The following is a 17,961-nucleotide window of genomic DNA, read 5'->3' as shown; positions in this document are numbered from 1 at the left end:
AGCCTGATGTGAAAGTCTTTATCTCTGCGGATATCGAGGGGATCGCCGGCGTGATGCGGCCGGAGCAGTGCAACCCGGCCCACGCCGACTATGCGGCGGCGCGCGAGCTGATGGAGCAGGAGGTCAACGCCGCCATCGACGGCGCTTTTGCCGGCGGCGCCACCGAGGTGACGGTGGCCGACAGCCACGCGATGATGCAGAACCTGCGCGCCGAACGCATCGATGCGCGGGCGCGCCTGGTGCAGGGCAAACCGCGCGGGCTGTCGATGGTGGAAGGGCTGCAGCATCAACGTTACGACGGCCTGATGTTTATCGGTTATCACAGCGCCGCCGGCGAGCGCGGCGTGCTGGCGCATACCATCAACGGCCGGGCCTTTTATCGCGTCAGCCTGAACGGCGAGGCGGTAGGCGAAAGCGATCTGTATGCGGCGGCGGCGGCCGAGTTGAACGTGCCGCTGTGGCTGGTGAGCGGTGACGACGAGCTGCAACGCTGGATCGCTGAACGTTATCCGCAATCCGGCTATGTTTGCGTGAAACGCGCCCTCTCGCAAACCGCCGCCGAATCGCTCAGCCCACAGCGGGCACGCGCCGAGATCCGCGAGCGCGCGATGCAACAGGTGCGCCAGGGCGCCAGACTGCCGGTGGAGCGCCGTTTTATGCCGCCTTACCGGCTGACGCTGATGGCGGCCAAACCGGTGCTGGCGGATCTGTTCAGCCTGGTGCCCGGCGTGGAGCGCCAGGATGCGCTCACCGTGGCCTTCGACAGCGACAACATGGCGGCGCCAATCCGCCTGCTCAGCGTCTTCTCCTATCTGGCGACGACGCAGAGCTGACCCCCGGTGCGGGTTCCCGCCCGCACCGCACGATTCTCCAATAGAAAATCCCTCTTCAACATTAAGCCTACTGGATAATAGGCTACGCTAATTATTGCTCTGTTGTGCTATGTCACCTGACCGGCGCGGCAAGCCATTCCCATAATTAGCGCTGTTTCGCCGAAGGCAGTGACGCCTTCGGTTTTTTTGGAGTCATGAGCAATGAGCATATCCCAAGTTCCGCTTTCGCGGCGGCGGTTTATCGTCGGCGCCGGGGCGTTGGTGATCGGCGCCTATCTGCCGTCCACCGGCGCGCTGGCGCGCTCGAACGCCCCGGCCGCCGCCGGCGCGACGGCGTTTGACGCCAACGCCTTCGTCCAGATCGGCGCCGACGGCATCGTCACCGTCATCAGTAAACACACCGAAGTGGGCCAGGGGGTCTATACCGGCATGGCGACGCTGGTCGCCGAAGAGCTCGACGCCGACTGGGCGCAGGTGCGGGTCGTGGCCGCGCCGGTGGACACCGCCGTCTACAAGAACCTGGCGTTCGGATTCCAGGGCACCGGCGGTTCCAGCTCGGTGGCCAACGCCTATGAACAGATGCGGCGCATGGGCGCCATGGCGCGCGCGCTGCTGGTGCAGGCCGCCGCGCAGAGCTGGAAAACCTCCGCGCAGGAAATCACCGTGCAGGCGGGCAAGATCCGCCATGCCGCCAGCGGGCGCGAAGCGGGTTTCGGCGAGTTCGCCGAGTTGGCCGCCACGCTGCCGCCGCCCGATCCCGCCAGCCTGGCGCTGAAGGATCCGGCCAATTTCACCCTGATCGGCAAAACGCGCGGTCTGCACCGCGTCGATTCACTGGCGAAAACCAACGGCAGCGCGCAGTTCTCGCAGGATATCCACGAGCCGGACATGCTGACCGTCACCCTCAAGAAACCGCCGCGCTTCGGCGGCAAGGTGGCGACGTTTGACGCCGAACGTGCGTTGGCGGTGCCGGGCGTGGTGGCGGTGAAACAGGTTGCCACCGGCGTGGCGGTTTACGCCAAAAACACCTGGGCGGCGATCCAGGGGCGGGATCGGCTTAGGGTCACCTGGGACGATGCGCAGGCGGAGCGACGCAACACCGAGGAAATCTACGCCGAATTCCGCCAGGTGGCGCAGAAAACCGGCGTAGTGGCGAAGAGTCTCGGTAAGCCGGACGAGGTGTTCGACAAGGCCGATAAGGTGATCGAGGCCGAATACACCTTCCCCTACGTCGCTCACGCGCCGATGGAGCCGCTGGACGGCTATCTGTTCTGGGACGGCGAAAGCGTCAAGGCGCGCTACGGCTGCCAAATCCAGACGCTCGACCACAAGCAGCTTTGCGATCTGTTCGAGCTGCCGCCGGAGAAGGTGCAGATTGAAACCATTCTGGCGGGCGGCAGCTTCGGCCGGCGTATCGATCTGGGCAACCCGACGCTGGGGCCGGATCTGGCGGCCGACATGGCGGCGGCCGCCAAGGGCATCGGCCCCGGCCACGGCGTGAAGGTGGTATGGACGCGCGAGGACGACATCCGCAACGGCTGGTATCGCCCGATGATCCTGCACCGCCTGCGCGGCGCCATTCGCGGCGGCAAGGTGGTGGGCTGGACCGATACCGTGGTCGGCCACTCCTGGACGCGCCACAGCGCGATGGATGCGTTGGTGGTCAACGGCCTCGATCAGATGATGGTCGAGGGCGCCAGCGAGGTGCCTTATACCTTCGAAGCCTTCCGCTGCGATGCACATATCGTGCCCGGCAAGGTGCCGACCACCTCGCTGCGGTCGGTCGCCAGCACCCACACCGGCCACGCGGTGGAGAGCTTTATCGATCAACTGCTGCAGGAAACCGGGCAGGATCCGGTCGAAGGGCGGCTGGCGCTGATGGGCGACGCGCCGCGCGCGGCGGGCGTGTTGCGGGCGGTGGCCAAAGCCGCTGATTGGCAGGGCGCCAAGGTGGTGGACGGACGCGCGCGCGGCGTGGGCGTCGCCAAGGCGTTCGATACCTATGTGGCGCAGGTGGCCGAGGTATCGATCGGCGAAGGCGGCATCCCGAAAGTGCATAAAGTGTGGTGCGCGGTGGACTGCGGCGTGGCGGTGAATCCCGATGTGATCCGCGCGCAGATCGAGGGCGGCATCGGCTACGGCCTGAGCCTGGCGCTGTACGGCAATATCACGCTGAAAGACGGCGTGGTCGAACAGTCCAACTTCAATAACTTCCGCCCACTGCGCATCGATGAGATGCCGGAGATCGAGGTGATCATCGTGCCCTCGAGCGAAAAACCGACCGGCGTGGGCGAGCTGGGGGTGCCGACTATCGCTCCGGCGGTCGGCAACGCGCTGGCGCTGCTCGGGCGGCCGCGTAGCTCGCTGAGCCTGCCACTGCATAATCCCACTGCGAATCCGGCGTCTGACAAGGAGAGAACCTGATGATTCATTTAACCGTAAACGATCAGCCGCTGACCTTCGAGGGTGATCCGCACATGCCGCTGCTGTGGTTTCTGCGTGACGAAGCCGGCCTGACCGGCACCAAATTCGGCTGCGGCATCGCCATGTGCGGCGCTTGCACCGTGCATCTGGACGGCGTACCGGTGCGTTCGTGCATGACGCCGGTCTCCGCCGCCGTCGGCAAAAAAATCACTACCATCGAAGCCGTGGGCGCCACGCCGGAAGGCAAGGCGGTGCAGGAGGCCTGGCTTGATCTGGACGTGGTGCAGTGCGGCTACTGCCAGTCCGGCCAGATCATGAGCGCCAGCGCGCTGCTGGCGCAAAGCAAGAACCCGAGCGATGCGGACATCGACGCGGCGATGGGCGGCAACGTCTGCCGCTGCGCCACCTATGTGCGCATTCGCGCCGCCATCCACCAGGCCGCCAAGGCATTGGGTTAGGGAGAGATGCGATGAGCAATGCCTTGAAAGGGCTGTTATGGCTGATTATCGCCGTGGTGGTGTTGGCGGGAGGATACGCGCTGTACTCGCTGCTGCGGCCCACCGGCGCGGAGCCTGCGGCGCCGATCGCCGGGGCGCCGGCCGGCATGACCGACAAACTGGCGCGCGGCGAGTACCTGGCGCGCGCCGCCGACTGCGTGGCGTGCCACACCGCGCCGGGCGGCGCGCCTTATGCGGGCGGTTTCGCTTTCAAGCTGCCGTTCGGCACCATTTACGGCACCAACATCACCGCCGACAAGGAAACCGGCATCGGCAACTGGAGCGACGATCAGTTCGTGCGCGCGGTGCGTGAGGGCATCGGCCCGCAGGGCAACCTGTATCCGGCGATGCCTTATACCTCGTACACCGAACTGAGCCGCGACGACGTGCTGGCGATCAAGGATTATCTGTTCAGCCTGCCGCCGGTGAAACAGGCCAACCCGCAAAACGATCTGTCGTTCCCGTTCAACCAGCGTTGGGGCATGAAATTCTGGAACCTGGCGTTCTTCCATGAGCAACGCTTCGCGCCGGATCTCAACAAGGACGAGCAGTGGAACCGCGGCGCTTATCTGGCGACGGCGCTGGGCCACTGCGGCGAGTGTCACACGCCGCGCAATCTGGGGTTCGGCCTCAACCAGAGCAAGCACCTGAGCGGTGAAGTGGTGCAAGGCTGGTTCGCCGCCAACATCACGCCGGACAAACAGACCGGCATCGGCGGCTGGAGCGACCAGCAGCTGTCGCAATATCTGGCCACCGGTCATGCGCCGGGGCGCAGCAGCGCCGGCGGCCCGATGGCGGAAGCGGTGGAAAACAGCCTGCAGTTCCTGACGCCGGAAGATAATATGGCGCTGGTGAAATACCTGCGCGATATCGAGCCGATCGCCGGCGACGGCGCCGCAGCGGTGAACTTGCAGCCGAAGGGCGCGGGGGCTTCCACACCGATCCTGCCGGGCGGGCAAGACAGCTCGCTCGGGCGCCGGGTGTTCGCCAACGACTGCAGCGGCTGCCACCAGTGGAATGGGCCGGGCCGCCAGAGCGAGTATGCGTCGCTGGTCGGCAGCACGGCGGTGAACGATCCGCAGGGGCGCAGCGTGGTGCAGGCCATCCTGAAGGGGACAAGCATCAGCGTCGGCGAGCGGCATGAGATGATGCCGGCGTTCGGCAGCGCGTATTCCGACGAGGAAGTGGCGGCGGTCGCCAACTTTGTGGTCGGCCATTTCGGCGACAAGCAGGGCAAGGTCACCGCCAAACAGGTGGCGGAGCAGCGCAAGCAGTAAAGAAAGCGGCGAGGGAGATTCTCCCTCGCCGCGGCGTCAGCGGCTGCGCCGCGACATCACCCGTTTGTCTTTCGGTCTATCCTGCCAGTCCTCAACCTGATTATTGAAGTTGTCCGCCAGCAGGTAGGCCGGGGTTTTCGCCAGCCAGTCGGACAACGAAATATCCTGATAAATGCCGTTGTCCATCACGATCAGTACCTTCAAATCCTCATCGCCGATGTTCTCGATGTAATGGCCGAAGCCCTGCGGCACGTAACCGACGTCCGAAGGGGCGTACTCTTCCGTCTGCGCGTGGCCGTGCGAACTGAACACCGTCATGCGGCCTTTGCCGGCAATATAGTATTGCCATTCGTTGGCATTGGGGTGCCAGTGCAATTCCCGGATTGCGCCGGGTTTCACGATCTCGATGATGCCGGTCATGGTGGTGGAAATGGGAAATTCTTTCGACGACACCAAATGGACGCTGCCGGCGTCATTTTCAAAGAACGGCTTTTGCTTCATTAATTCATAGCGGTGGGTCAGCGGGGCGTTATTTAATCCGCCGTCGCTTTTCGGCAATGGCAATGTGGGCGGAACGGCGCCGCCGACAATATAAGCCTCGCCCTGTTTGGCCTTGGAAAATACCGCCGCCGGCATGTCGACGCTTTTTTCCAATACTTCTTTCGGCATATGCGCCACCCAATCGGTAATGCTGAAGGTGCCGAATTCGGAGAAGTGGCCGTTATCAAACGCCAGAATAAAATGCGCGCCGTCCGCCAGCGCCTGAATGGAATGGCCATAGCCTTTCGGGAAATACCAGACGTCGCCGGGGCCGAAGTCCGCCACCTCACATTTGCCTTCGGGATCGAGGATGGTGATGCGCGCATGGCCTTCCAGCATAAACGCCCATTCGGCGGCGATGGCGTGCCAGTGCAGTTCGCGCACGCCGCCCGGCTCCAGCGTCATGTCGACGCCCGCCACGCCTTCGGAGATCGGGAATTGCTCGACGGTGGCTTCGCGCGCCCAGCCGTTGGGCAGGCTGCGCTTTTTGCTGTCGGTGAATTTGTATTTATAGAGATGCTGCGCATCGGCAGGCGGCTGATAGCTGCTGGGGGGCACGATATTGCGATGGTCGTCGGCAGCGGCATTTTTGGCGATGCCGCCGATCATGCCGGCGGCGGCCGCGCTGACGGCGGAGACTTTCAATATATCACGACGTGATAGCATAGCGTTTTCTCCAATATAAAACCGTGCGCCTGCAGCAGCAGGCGACAGGGAAGGCGCGATCGCCATTGAAATGATTTTTTGTCATCGGCGGGAATAGGCTGTGACCCTTAAATCCTAGCGGCTGGAATGTATTGCGTAGGCGCTTATTTGTTTGCGTTTGTTACTAAGTGAGAGCGGGTTTAATTAATTAACCGGAAGTTGAATAGTCATGGATTGGAATTAATTTTCACCGCTCACAGGCTTAAATAAATAATAAACGAACGTCATTTTTTATTGGCCGTTAGGGCTTTTTATGACTGCCCCACGGTCTCCAGCACCAACTGACGAAAGCGCTCGACGATCGGCGAAGCCGGGCTGCGGCGCAGCGCCAGGTAAAGCGGGGCGCTGAGCTGCGCTTCTGCGGCGAGAGTGCGGTAGACGATGCCGTCGCCGCCCAGCCGCCGCATGGAACCGGGCACGATTGACACCCCTAATCCGGCGCCCACCAGGCTGAGGGTGGCCGGCAGGCGCGGCGCTTCCTGCACGATGCGCGGGCTGAAGCCGGCGCGGTGGCAGGCGGCCAGGATAGCGTCGTACAGCCCCTGGCCGGCCGGGCGGCGATAGAGAATAAACGCCTCGTGGGCCAGTTCGGCCAACGGCAGCGGTTGCTGCGTTTCTTGCGCCAGCCGGTGGCCCAGCGGCAGGGCGACGATCATCGGCTCGCTGAGCACTGGCTCGACGCTCAGGCCGGGAATGCCGTTGGCCGGCGAGCGCACGAAGGCGGCGTCGAGGCGCTGTTCCAGCAACGCCTCCATCAGTTCGCCGCTGCCGGCTTCTTCCAGTTGAGTGGTGATGCCCGGCAGGATGTCGCGGTAGCGGCGCAGCAGGTTGGGCACGAACGGGTGCAGCGCGGCGGAACTGGTGAAACCGATAGCGATGTGGCCCTGCTCGCCGCGGGCGGCGCGCTGCACCGCTTCGCGCAGGCGTTCGGCGCGCGCCAGCAGGGCGCGGGCTTCTTCGAACAGCACGCCGCCCGCTTCGGTGACGCGCACGCCGCGCGGCAATCGCTGTAACAACTTCACGCCCAATTCGTCTTCCAACCCCTGCAACAGGCGGGTCAGCGGCGGCTGCTGGATAAACAGCCGCTCGGCGGCGCGGGTGATGTTGCCTTCTTCCACCACGGTGACGAACGCCCGCAGGCGACGCAGTTCAATCATTGCCATACCTCAAAGGTATCTTTCTTTGTTCCGGAATGCATTAGACATCATGGCACGGCGGCGCGCATGATACCAGACATCAAAACAAGCGATGTGGAACGGCAATGTCATGTCAGATATCAATACGTTAAAACCGCACCCGGCGGCAGCGCCGGGCAACGCGGCGCTGTTTTTGGGCTTTCTGTGGCTGGGGCTGATCGGCTTCGGCGGCGTACTGCCGATGGCGCGCAGCATGTTGGTGGAACGCCGGCGCTGGCTGAACGCGGAACAGTTCACCGAGCTGCTCGGCCTGTGCCAGTTTTTGCCCGGCGGCAATGTGATCAACCTGTCGGTGGCGGTGGGGATGGAATTTCGCGGGCTGCGCGGCGCGCTGTGCGCCTTGCTGGGCCTCATCACCGCGCCGACGGCGATCGTGGTGGGGCTGGGCGTGGTGTACGCCCGCTTCCAAAACGATCCCCATGTGCAGCATGTGTTCGCCGGGCTGGCCGCCGCGGCCGCCGGGCTGCTGCTCTCGACCGGGATCAAGATGCTGCTGCCGCTGGGCGGCAAATGGCCGGCGCTGGCGATCGTCGCGCTGGCGCTGATCGCTATCGCCTGGCTGCGCCTGCCGCTGCTGCCGACCATGCTGGTGCTGGCGCCGCTGAGCATTCTGCTGATGTGGCGGTGGCCGTCATGAGCGGGGTGTTGATGGCGTTGGCGCTGATCTTCACCGAGCTCTCTTTATTGGCGTTCGGCGGCGGCATGACCATTCTGCCGGAGATGCAGCGGCAGGTGGTGGAGGTGCATCAGTGGATGAGCGCCCAGGAGTTCAGCGCGCTGTTCGCCATGGCGCAGGCCGCGCCGGGGCCGAACATGATGATCGTGCCGTTGGTCGGTTGGCACGTGGCCGGCTGGGCGGGGCTGCTGGTTTCTTCGATCGCCAAGTTCGGGCCGTCTTCCATCGTTACGCTATTGGTGATGGGCGCCTGGCGGCGCTTTAAGGATCGTCCGTGGCGCCGCATCGTGCAGGCCGGGCTGGTGCCGCTGACCGTGGGGCTGGTGGTGGCCAGCGGCCTTTTGATCGCCGAGGCTTCCGCGCCCCATTGGCGGCTGGCGGCGATCGTGGCGCTGGCGACGGGATTGAGCATGAGCAAGCGCCTCCATCCGCTGTGGGTGCTGGCGGGCGGCGCGCTGCTCGGCCTGCTGTTTGCCTGAAGGATTAGCGCGGGATCAGCACAAAGCGTGAAGGGCCGTTGCGGTCGATCAGCTCATAGCGCTTCGGCGCGGTCAGGGCCAGAAACGCCACCATGCTCCCTTCAGCGTCGGTCAGCGTCATGCCGTCCGGCGTCGGCCGCCAGGCGACTGGCAGCGCGTGCAGCGCCATCGGCTGCAGGCACTCGGCGGAGGCGCTGAAGCGGAAAGCGTTGGTGTTGGCTACCGTTTCGTCGCTCAGCTGCACCTCGCAGACGGCTTTACCGTCGCCGATGGCGGCGAGCTGCCAGTCGCCCTTCAGCGCGGCGGGTTCCAGCAACGGCAGTGAACTGCCCAGGGCACTGCTGCACAATACGCTCATAACGACTCCTGTCAGGCTGGCGCGACGCAAGGCGCGCATAAGGAAATGGGTTGGCATCGGGTCACTCCTTTCGGCTGTCCGTTCACACCTTAGCACGTTCCCGGCGGGATGATGAGGCAAGGATTAGGTTTTTTAATCCTCGATTATTCTGATCTAACCGTCGCTAAAAGGCGCGAAAAGCGAGTGATTAACCTGTTATTGCGCTTATTTTTCTCATTAATATAGTGAGAATACAAATTGTTATGGTTATCTCCTTCTTAACGCCCGGCGCGGTGAAGCCAGGCTGGGCGGGCTCGCGTCGCCGGAGTGAGTCACTATACTGGTCAATCCTAAGCCTCGGCTTAGATAAGAACGACTGATGAATAGTCTTACAAATCGAGTGGATTCCTAGTGTGTAAAAGGAGAATGCAATGCGCAGTCGCCACAACGACATTTTGCAAGATGATGATGAGTTCACCAGCCTGGCCGCCACATCCCCCAACGATCATAACTATCAGTTTTACTATCACCAGCCCGGCAGCCTCTATGACGGATTGGGCTACGGCGCGCTGTTCACGCTGGACAACGCTAACCTGTACAGTAACCAGCGCGGCGGGGCGGCGATTAATAATTTGGGTAAAATCCGTGATAACTTCAGCTTCGATCGCGCCGCCGATCAGTTGACGCGGCCGGGCCTGACGCACAACGGCGACCAGGTGTATCACCAGCCGGTCGCGCTGACCTATTCCTTCCTGACGCAAAGCGCGCTGAACCGCATCGGCCAGACCGGTGACGGCGACAAGGGGCTGCAGCCGTTGACCCAGGCGGCGCAGGCTCAGGCGCTGAAATCGATGCAGGCGTGGGCCGACGTGGCGAACGTAACCTTCACCGAGGCGGCGTCCACCGATATCAACCACCGCGCGGATATCACCTTCGCTTACTTCACGCAGCGCGCCGACGGCAGCACCGCAGCCGGCAGCGGCCCGAATGCCATCAATGCTTACGCCTATTACCCGCCGAGTTCCAAATCGGGCAGCGATAACGCCTTTGCGGGCACGGTGTGGTTCAACAAAAATTTCGCCACCCATAAGGCGCCGGTTAGCGGCGACTTCAGCAGCCAGACCTTCACCCACGAACTGGGGCATGCCCTGGGGCTGGCGCATCCGGGATCTTATGACGCATCGTTAGGCAACCCGAGTTACCAAAACGACGCGGCTTATTATCAGGATTCGCTGCAATACTCGATCATGAGCTATTTCAACGCCGGTTACACCGGCGCCGACACCAAAGGGGTGTATGGCTATGGGCCGATGGTGGATGACATCGCCGCGATCCAGAAGCTGTACGGCGCCAACATGAACACCCGCACCGGCGACACGGTGTACGGCTTCAACTCCAACACCGGCCGTGATTTCCTGACCGCCACGGCGGACAACGGCAAACCGGTCAACTTCGCGGTGTGGGACGCCGGCGGCAACGACACGCTGGACTTCTCCGGCTACAGCCAGCAGCAGATGATCAACCTGAACGACGGCGCGTTCTCCAGCGTCGGCGGCGGCACGCAGAACGTCGCCATCGCGCGCGGGGCGATCATCGAGAATGCCATCGGCGGCAGCGGGCGCGATCTGATCATCGGCAACGATCAGGACAACCTGCTGGCGGGCAACGCCGGTTCAGACATTCTGTACGGCGGGCGGGGGGCGGACCATCTGTGGGGCGGCAAAGACGCCAACAACTTCACCGACTATTTCGTCTATCTCAACGCCAAAGAGTCGACGGTGGCGGCGTTCGACGTGATTGAAGACTTCGAGCACGGCATCGACAAGATCGATCTCTCCGGCCTGCGCTTCAACAATAGCCTGAGCGAGCTGCGCTTTATCGACAGCGGCAGCGCCTTCAGCGGCCAGAAAGGCGAGATCCAGCTCAACTTCGACGCCTTCAACGGCACCACCGATCTGTTGATGAACACCCAGAGCAACAGCTATGCCGCCGACTTCAAGATCCACGTGGTCGGGCAGGTGGAGCAGAGCGATATTTTGTTTGCCTGAGGTGAGGAAGGGGAAGAGAAAAGGGCCGACCGGCCCTTTTTTTACGACTGGGCCGCCGTGGCGCTTTCCGCCACGAAAGAGCCGGTTTTCACCGCGCCGGCGCGGCGGTAGTGAGCCACAATGACGCCGCCGGGCGAGACCACCGGGTGGGTCAGCGTGAAGGCCGCCGGCGCCGCGTTGTCATCGAACAGCCGCTTGCCGCCGCCGAGCAGCACCGGGTAGGTGAGCAAGCGCAGTTCATCCACCAGATCGTTGGCCAGCAGCTGTTGCATCAGCGTGCTGCTGCCCTGCATCAGCAGCACCGGCCCCTGGGTGCGCTTCAGCTCACGCAGCCGGGCGAGGATGTCTTGCCCCAGCCACTGGCTGTTCTCCCACGTCAGCGTCTCGCCGTGGTGGGTGGCGACGTACTTGGTCGCCTGATTGAACACGCGGGCGATATCGGCGGAAAACGGGTCGGCCTCGTCGGTGATATGCGGCCAGTAGCCGGCGAAGATATCGTAGGTGCGCCGCCCGAGCAGCAGATCGAAAGGCGCAGAGAAAAGTTCGCCCATCGTTTCCGCGACGGCGTCATCCCAGTAGGGGGCGGTCCAGCCGCCGAAGCGAAAGCCGCCGCTGCGGTCTTCGTCCTGCCCGCCGGGAGCCTGCATCACGCCGTCGAGGCTGACGAACGCGCTGGCAATAATCTGTCGCATGGCTGTCTCCTGCAATTGAGTGCCAGCTGAAAGTTTAGCCGCCGCGCGCCGGCTGCGCCAACCGGCCGCTCAGGGTTGCAGCGCCTTGAGCAACGCCTGATGGAAGCGCGCCGGCTCCTCCATTTGCGGCGCATGGCCCAGCCCGGCGAATTCGATCAGCGTGGCGTGCGGGATCAGTTTCGCCGCCTGCTTGCCCAGCACCGCGTAGTGCCCGATCTTGGCCTTGACCGCCGGCGGGGCGATATCGCTGCCGATGGCGGTGGTGTCGGCGGTGCCGATCATCAGCGTGGTGGGCGTTTGCAGATCCTTGAACTCGTAATACACCGGCTGGGTGAAGATCATGTCGTAGATCAGCGCCGAGTTCCACGCCACCAGGCGGTGGCCCGGCCCGTTGTTCAGCCCGGCCAGCATATCCACCCAGCGATCGTACTCCGGCTTCCAGCGGCCGCCGTAGTAGGTGCGCTGCTCATAGTTGCGGATGCCCTCGGCGGTGGTGTTCAGCTCGCGCTCGAACCACCGATCGACGCTGCGCCACGGTACGCCTTTCGCCTTCCAGTCCTCGAGGCCGATCGGGTTGATCATCACCAGCCGTTCCACCGCCTGCGGATACATCAGGCTGTAGCGCGTGGCCAGCATGCCGCCGGTGGAGTGGCCGATGACGATGGCCTTGCTGATGTTCAGATTCTGCAGCAGGCCGTGGGTATTTTGCGCCAGCTGTTGGAAGCTGTACTGGTAATGCGCCGGCTTGGTGGAGGAGCAAAAACCGATTTGATCGGGCGCGATGACGCGGTAACCGGCCTTGCTCAGCGCCTTGATGGTGTCCTGCCAGGTGGCGGCGCAGAAGTTTTTACCGTGCAGCAGCAGCGCGGTGCGGCCGTTGGCGGCGCCTTCCGGCGGCACGTCCATATAGCCCATTTTTAACGGCTGCCCCTGCGAGGTGAAGCTGAATTGTTGCAACGGGTAGGGGTAGTGAAAGCCCTGCAGCTCCGGGCCGAATTTCGGCGTTTCGGCAGCGCCGGCGGTGAACGCGGCCAACGTGGCGCACAGCAGCGCGCGGCGGGTTAATCTCAGCATCCTGATCTCCTGAAAAGGGCGATAGCCGAGTATAGCCACAATCGGCGCGCTGGCGCGCCAGTGGTTTCAGATAATTCTGTAATATTACGGTTTGATTCCCGGCAAGATTCCGACAACGGTCTTTTTCACAGTGAACGGGGTCACGCCGTGCAACATTCGCAGTATCTGATGGTTTTATTTCAAGGCTAAGTTATGCGATGCTTAAGCATTATTTATGCAAAAGGATCCTCGCATGTCCGCTTTATCCCGCTGCGCTTTCAGCGAAGGCAGCGTCGCTTTGCCGGAAGGCTATGCCGATCGCACCGTCAACGTGCTGTTGGCCGGTGATGATGTTTCCCCCTCAGTCAATATTTCCCGCGATGCGCTGCAGCCGGCGGAGAATCTGGAAAGCTACGTCACTCGCCAGCTCGATGCGCTGGCGCAGGGGCTGAAAGGCTGGGCGTTCAAAAGCCGCGAGCCGGCGTCGCTGGGCGATGGGCTGGCCGCCGGTGAGTGGGTACGCGCCAGCTACCTGCGCGACGGCAAACGCATCTGGCAGAACCAGGCGGTGTTCGCGCTGGCGGAAGGCCGGGTGCTGGTGTTCACCCTGGCGATGGCGCGCAAGCTGACGCCGCAAGACGACGCGCTGCTGCAGCAGGTGCTGAACAGCTACCGGGCGGCCTAACGATGAACTCTTTGCGTAAAAGGAACTTACGATGACCGAAGCGGCCCGCGTCGGCGATACCATCGGGCATTCCCATGCCCTGGCCGGCATGATTGCCGGCACGATTGTCGGCGGCCTGATCGCCGCCGCAGGCGCATTGGCGGCGGGTGCGCTGTTCGTCGCCGGCCTGGCGGCTTCCTGTATCGGCGTCGGCGTGCTGCTTATCGGCGCCAGCCTGGCGGTGGGGTATCTCACCGGGGAGGCGGCCACCGCGGCGCGCGACGGCATTGCCGACGCCGGTGCCGGTAGCCTGACCCCCAAAGGCAATATCGTCACCGGCTCCCCCAACGTCTTCATCAACGGCAAACCCGCCGCGCTTGCCACCAACAGCCAGGTGGCCTGCAGCGACGACGGCCCGAGCATGCAGATGGCGCAGGGCTCCGACAAGGTCAGCATCAACGGCCAGCCCGCCTCGCGCGTGGGGGACAAAACCAACTGCGACGCGCAGGTGATGGAAGGTTCGCCCAACGTGTTTATCGGCGGCGGCACCGTCACCACCTTGCCGATCAAGCCCGAAGTGCCGGATTGGCTGTATAAGGTCTCCGATCTGACGCTGCTGTTCGCCGGCCTGGTGGGCGGCGTGGGCGGCGCCGCCGGCAAGCTGGGGGCGCTCGGCAAACTGCTGGGCAAACTGCCCGGCATCAACAAACTGGCGCGCATCGCCTGCCGAGCCGGCACCCTGATGACCGCGACCGCCGCGGTCGGCATTATCGCCCGGCCGGTGGATATCGTCAGCGGCCAGAAATTCCTCGACGGCGAAGACGATCTCGATTTCGTGCTGCCATCGCGCCTGCCGGTCGCCTGGCAGCGCTATTGGCGCAGCGGTAACCCCGGCGACGGCGTGCTGGGCCGCGGCTGGAACCTGTTCTGGGAGAGCAGCCTGCAGCCGTATCAGGACGGCCTGGTGTGGCGCGCGCCTTCCGGCGACTTCGTCGCTTTCCCCAGGGTGCCGCGCGGCCACAAAACCTATTGCGAAGCCGAAAAATGCTGGCTGATGCACAACGACGACGGCAGCTGGCAGCTGTTTGACGTCGGCGAACAGATTTTCCACTACCCGCCGCTGGCGGGCGAGCAGCCGAGCCGGCTCAGCATGATCACCGACGCCATCGGCAACGCCACCTCGCTGTTTTACGACGACGAGGGGCTGCTGAGCGAACTGGTGGACAGCGCCGGGCAGCGCCTGATGTGCCGCTATGCGCAGGGCCGCCTGCGCGAAGTGGCGCTGCAAACCGCCGAAGGCGAACGGACGCTGGCGCGCTACGGTTACGATGAGCAGGGCCAACTGACGACGGTGAGCAACCGCGCCGGTGAGGTAACGCGCCGCTTTGGCTGGCGCGACGGCCTGATGATCAGCCACCAGGACGCCGCCGGGCTGCTGAACGAATACCAATGGCAAGAGATCGACGGCGTGCCGCGCGTGACGGCCTATCGCAACAGCGCCGGAGAATCCCTTGAGTTCGGCTATGACTTCGCCGGCGGGCGCCGCAGCGCGGTGCGCGGCGACGGCAAGCGCGCGGAGTGGCGGCTGGATGACGACGACAACGTGGCGCAGTACACCGATTTCGACCAGCGCCGCTACGGTTTTATCTACCAACGCGGCGAGCTGTGCAGCGTGCTGCTGCCCGGCGGCGCGCAGCGCCAGAGCGAATGGGACCCTTACGGCCGCCTGTTGTCGGAGACCGACCCGCTCGGCCGCGTGACGCGCTATCAATATTCGCGCAACAGCGGCCGGCTGTTCGCCGTCGCGTACCCGGACGGCAGCAGCGAAGCGCAGCACTGGGACACGCTGGGGCGCCCGACGCGCTATGTCGATGCGCTGGGCAATGCCACGCTGTACCGCTATCCGGATGACGAAGAGAGCCTGCCGGCCAGCGTGATCGACGCGCTGGGCGGGGAAGTGAAGCTGGAGTGGGACGCCCGCGGCCAGCTGACGCGCTACACCGACTGTTCCGGCAGCGTCACGGCTTATACCTACGATGCGCTGGGGCAACTGACGGCGCAGACCGATGCCGAAGGCCACCAGACGGGCTACCGGTGGGATAACGGCGGCCGCCTGCATACCCTGATCCACCCGGACGGCGGCGAAGAGCGCTTTAACTGGAACGCGCACGGCCAGCTGGCCGAACATCAGGACGCGCTGGGCAGCCAGACCCGCTGGCAGTACAACGCCCTGGGGCTGCCGGTCAGCATCACCGATCGCATCAACCGCACCCGGCGCTATCACTACAGCCCGCAGGGTTGGCTGACGCGGCTGGAGAACGGCAACGGCGGCGAATACCGCTTCAGCTACGATGCGGTGGGCCGCGTGCTGACCGAAGAGCGCCCGGACGACACCCGCCACTATTATCGCTACGGCGCGGCCGGGCTGCTGGAAGAGCACCGTGAGGTCGGCCTGCCGGGCAGCGCGGGCGAGCTGACGCAGCGCGAACAGCGCTTCCGCTTCGACGAGGCCGGGCAACTGGTCTGGCGCGGCAACGCCAGCGCGGAATGGCATTACCGTTTCGACGCCATGGGGCGGCTGCGCGAGCTGAACCGCCTGCCGACGGCGAGCGGCGCGGCGCTTGGCATCGAGCCGGACAGCGTGCAGATGCGCTATGACGCCGCCGGGCGGCTGCTCGGCGAGCAGGGCGTGAATGGCGAACTGCAATACCAATGGGATGCGCTGGCCAACCTGCAGGCGCTGACGCTGCCCCAGGGCGATCGCCTGCAGTGGCTGTATTACGGTTCCGGCCACGCCAGCGCCATCAAATTCAACCAGCAGGTGGTGAGCGAGTTCACCCGCGATCGCCTGCACCGGGAAACCGGCCGCAGCCAGGGCGCGCTGCAGCAGCAGCGGCGTTACGACGCCATGGGCCGCCGCAGCTGGCAGAGCAGCGCCTTCGGCCACGACAAACTGACCCGGCCGGAAGACGGCGTGCTGTGGCGCGCTTATCGCTACACCGGCCGCGGCGAGCTGGCCGGGGTGAGCGACGCGCTGCGCGGCGAAGTGCACTACGGTTACGACGCCGAGGGCCGCCTGCTGCAACACCGCGAACCCAATCAGGGCAAACCGGGCGCGCGGCTGGTGTACGATCTGGCGGATAACCTACTGGGCGAGCGCAGCCCGCAGAACGACATCGACGCGCACCTGCCGCTGGCGCCGATCGCCGACAACCGTCTGACGCACTGGCAAAAACTGTTTTACCGTTATGACGCCTGGGGCAACCTAATCAGCCGGCGCAACGGCCTGTATGAACAGCACTACCGCTACGACGCCGACAACCGGCTGGTGCAGGCGCGCGGCCGCGGCCCGCAGGGCGAGTTCGAGGCGCAGTATCATTACGACGCGCTGGGCCGCCGCAGCCGCAAGGCGGTGCGCTACAAGGGCAAAACCGAACAGACGACCCGTTTCCTGTGGCAGGGCTACCGATTGCTGCAGGAGCAGCGCGACGACGGCAGCCGCCGCAGCTGGAGCTACGATCCGGCCAGCCCGTGGAGCCCGCTGGCGGCGCTGGAGCAGGCGGGCGACAGCCGCTCGGCGGATATTTACTGGTATCACACCGATCTGAACAGCGCGCCGCTGGAAGTGACCGACGCGGCGGGCAACCTGTGCTGGTCCGGGCAATACGACACCTTCGGCAAGCTGCAGGGCCAGACGGTGGCCGGCGCGGCGAAGCGGCAGGGCGCGCAATATCAGCAGCCGCTGCGCTACGCCGGGCAATACCAGGATGACGAAAGCGGCCTGCACTACAACCTGTTCCGCTACTACGAACCCGAGGTGGGGCGTTTCACCACGCAGGATCCGATAGGGTTGGAAGGTGGGCTGAATTTATATGCTTATGGGCCAAATCCTTTAACTTGGATAGATCCATTTGGGCTGAGCTTCCTTGAGATCGTAGGCGATGCTGCTACGACAACCGGGAAAAAGTTCCAAGGTGCTGAGATTTATAAGATAACTAGTAAAGTTAAAGTTGGGGATGTGACCTTTAAAAAAGGTGATTACTTCTATTTGGATAATCTCCATAAAGATCACTATGAAACCTTCTCATCGTTGGATAAATCCAAAGGAGTGTTTAATTTGGATGGTTCTTACAATGAGAAAAAGTCAATTAAAGCTGCAAAAAGAAAAGGTCCGGGGTGTTAAAGTGAATGATAATTTAAAATGTGATATTTTAAAAAACAAAGATGATTTGATTGAAGGTACATTTTGTTACTCTCTATTTGAGGATGCTTTTTTTGATGAGCGACTATTAATTGATTTAATAGAAAAATCAGAGTTGTTTGTTAAGGTAAACAATCGAGATGAGGATGTTTTAAATTTGCTGTCATGGGTTGTTAATGGTGTTGATCAGTGTTTCACATCCCACAATGATAAAGATGACTATTATTCAATTGAAAACTATTCTGTGAATTTGGAGAAAAAATGGGGGGAGGTGTGGCGACCTGAAATTAATAAGATAGTCAATGGTGATAAAGATTGTTAGAGTTTCACAACAAATTT

The 17,961-nt window shown here is 63.1% G+C and carries 15 protein-coding genes; 10 read left to right on the top strand and 5 right to left on the bottom strand.

Features of this window, described 5'->3' with window-relative positions; genetic code table 11:
- Nucleotides 1-8: 8 nt before the first annotated feature.
- From ACJ8J1_RS07870 to ACJ8J1_RS07855, 4 genes are all read left to right on the top strand, one after another.
- A complete protein-coding gene (locus ACJ8J1_RS07870; protein WP_033643001.1) occupies nucleotides 9-833 on the top strand; it encodes a M55 family metallopeptidase in 825 nt (274 codons plus the stop codon).
- A gap of 201 nt (nucleotides 834-1,034) precedes the next feature.
- Nucleotides 1,035-3,257, top strand: coding sequence for a xanthine dehydrogenase family protein molybdopterin-binding subunit (locus ACJ8J1_RS07865; protein WP_033643002.1), 2,223 nt, complete (start codon nucleotides 1,035-1,037; stop codon nucleotides 3,255-3,257).
- The gene (locus ACJ8J1_RS07860; RefSeq protein ID WP_016927823.1) at nucleotides 3,257-3,715 is read left to right on the top strand and encodes a (2Fe-2S)-binding protein; all 459 of its coding nucleotides are present in this window, start codon (nucleotides 3,257-3,259) and stop codon (nucleotides 3,713-3,715) included. Before ACJ8J1_RS07865 ends, ACJ8J1_RS07860 begins: the two co-directional genes overlap by 1 nt.
- Before the next feature lie 11 nt (nucleotides 3,716-3,726).
- Entirely contained in the window at nucleotides 3,727-5,031 is a 1,305-nt protein-coding gene (locus ACJ8J1_RS07855; RefSeq protein ID WP_033643003.1) for a c-type cytochrome, read from the top strand.
- Between the two features lie 36 nt (nucleotides 5,032-5,067).
- Here the strand turns inward: ACJ8J1_RS07855 and ACJ8J1_RS07850 are convergent, their stop codons facing one another.
- Together ACJ8J1_RS07850 and ACJ8J1_RS07845 are read right to left on the bottom strand one after the other, a co-directional pair.
- The gene (locus ACJ8J1_RS07850; RefSeq protein ID WP_042784444.1) at nucleotides 5,068-6,237 is read right to left on the bottom strand and encodes a cupin domain-containing protein; all 1,170 of its coding nucleotides are present in this window, start codon (nucleotides 6,235-6,237) and stop codon (nucleotides 5,068-5,070) included.
- Nucleotides 6,238-6,527: 290 nt separating this feature from the next.
- Nucleotides 6,528-7,439 (bottom strand): LysR family transcriptional regulator, encoded by a 912-nt coding sequence (locus ACJ8J1_RS07845; RefSeq protein WP_033643004.1) that lies wholly within the window; start codon nucleotides 7,437-7,439, stop codon nucleotides 6,528-6,530.
- A gap of 103 nt (nucleotides 7,440-7,542) precedes the next feature.
- Here ACJ8J1_RS07845 and ACJ8J1_RS07840 point away from each other — a divergent pair, with 103 nt between their 5' ends.
- Both ACJ8J1_RS07840 and ACJ8J1_RS07835 read left to right on the top strand, forming a co-directional pair.
- Nucleotides 7,543-8,109, top strand: a complete 567-nt coding sequence (locus ACJ8J1_RS07840; RefSeq protein WP_442520334.1) for a chromate transporter — start codon at nucleotides 7,543-7,545, stop codon at nucleotides 8,107-8,109.
- The gene (locus ACJ8J1_RS07835) at nucleotides 8,106-8,627 is read left to right on the top strand and encodes a chromate transporter (protein ID WP_033644268.1); all 522 of its coding nucleotides are present in this window, start codon (nucleotides 8,106-8,108) and stop codon (nucleotides 8,625-8,627) included. Before ACJ8J1_RS07840 ends, ACJ8J1_RS07835 begins: the two co-directional genes overlap by 4 nt.
- Before the next feature lie 4 nt (nucleotides 8,628-8,631).
- Here the strand turns inward: ACJ8J1_RS07835 and ACJ8J1_RS07830 are convergent, their stop codons facing one another.
- Nucleotides 8,632-8,985, bottom strand: a complete 354-nt coding sequence (locus ACJ8J1_RS07830) for a protease inhibitor Inh/omp19 family protein (protein ID WP_033643006.1) — start codon at nucleotides 8,983-8,985, stop codon at nucleotides 8,632-8,634.
- Between the two features lie 410 nt (nucleotides 8,986-9,395).
- Between ACJ8J1_RS07830 and ACJ8J1_RS07825 the strand changes: the two genes are divergently transcribed.
- Nucleotides 9,396-11,012 carry a serralysin family metalloprotease gene (locus ACJ8J1_RS07825; RefSeq protein WP_033643007.1) on the top strand — a complete coding sequence of 539 codons (1,617 nt, stop codon included), beginning with the start codon at nucleotides 9,396-9,398 and terminating at the stop codon, nucleotides 11,010-11,012.
- Between the two features lie 41 nt (nucleotides 11,013-11,053).
- Here the strand turns inward: ACJ8J1_RS07825 and ACJ8J1_RS07820 are convergent, their stop codons facing one another.
- Nucleotides 11,054-11,704 (bottom strand): dihydrofolate reductase family protein, encoded by a 651-nt coding sequence (locus ACJ8J1_RS07820; RefSeq protein ID WP_442520333.1) that lies wholly within the window; start codon nucleotides 11,702-11,704, stop codon nucleotides 11,054-11,056.
- Between the two features lie 69 nt (nucleotides 11,705-11,773).
- Entirely contained in the window at nucleotides 11,774-12,778 is a 1,005-nt protein-coding gene (locus tag ACJ8J1_RS07815) for an alpha/beta fold hydrolase (RefSeq protein WP_033643009.1), read from the bottom strand.
- A gap of 232 nt (nucleotides 12,779-13,010) precedes the next feature.
- Here ACJ8J1_RS07815 and ACJ8J1_RS07810 point away from each other — a divergent pair, with 232 nt between their 5' ends.
- From ACJ8J1_RS07810 to ACJ8J1_RS07800, 3 genes are read left to right on the top strand one after another with little or no spacing between them, the layout of a single operon-like run.
- On the top strand, nucleotides 13,011-13,442 hold the full coding sequence (locus tag ACJ8J1_RS07810) for a DcrB-related protein (protein ID WP_033643010.1): 432 nt from the start codon (nucleotides 13,011-13,013) through the stop codon (nucleotides 13,440-13,442).
- A 31-nt stretch (nucleotides 13,443-13,473) separates the two neighbouring features.
- The gene (locus ACJ8J1_RS07805) at nucleotides 13,474-17,604 is read left to right on the top strand and encodes an RHS repeat-associated core domain-containing protein (protein WP_229597892.1); all 4,131 of its coding nucleotides are present in this window, start codon (nucleotides 13,474-13,476) and stop codon (nucleotides 17,602-17,604) included.
- A complete protein-coding gene (locus ACJ8J1_RS07800; protein WP_071991644.1) occupies nucleotides 17,555-17,944 on the top strand; it encodes a hypothetical protein in 390 nt (129 codons plus the stop codon). The genes ACJ8J1_RS07805 and ACJ8J1_RS07800 overlap by 50 nt, the downstream gene beginning before the upstream one ends.
- Nucleotides 17,945-17,961: the final 17 nt, after the last annotated feature.

The sequence above is a fragment of the Serratia sp. CY37869 genome (assembly GCF_052168895.1).
GTDB classification, from domain to species: Bacteria; Pseudomonadota; Gammaproteobacteria; order Enterobacterales; family Enterobacteriaceae; genus Serratia; species Serratia ureilytica.
Note: the sequence above shows the minus strand (reverse complement) of the source record. Positions and strands in the feature narration are given on the sequence as shown.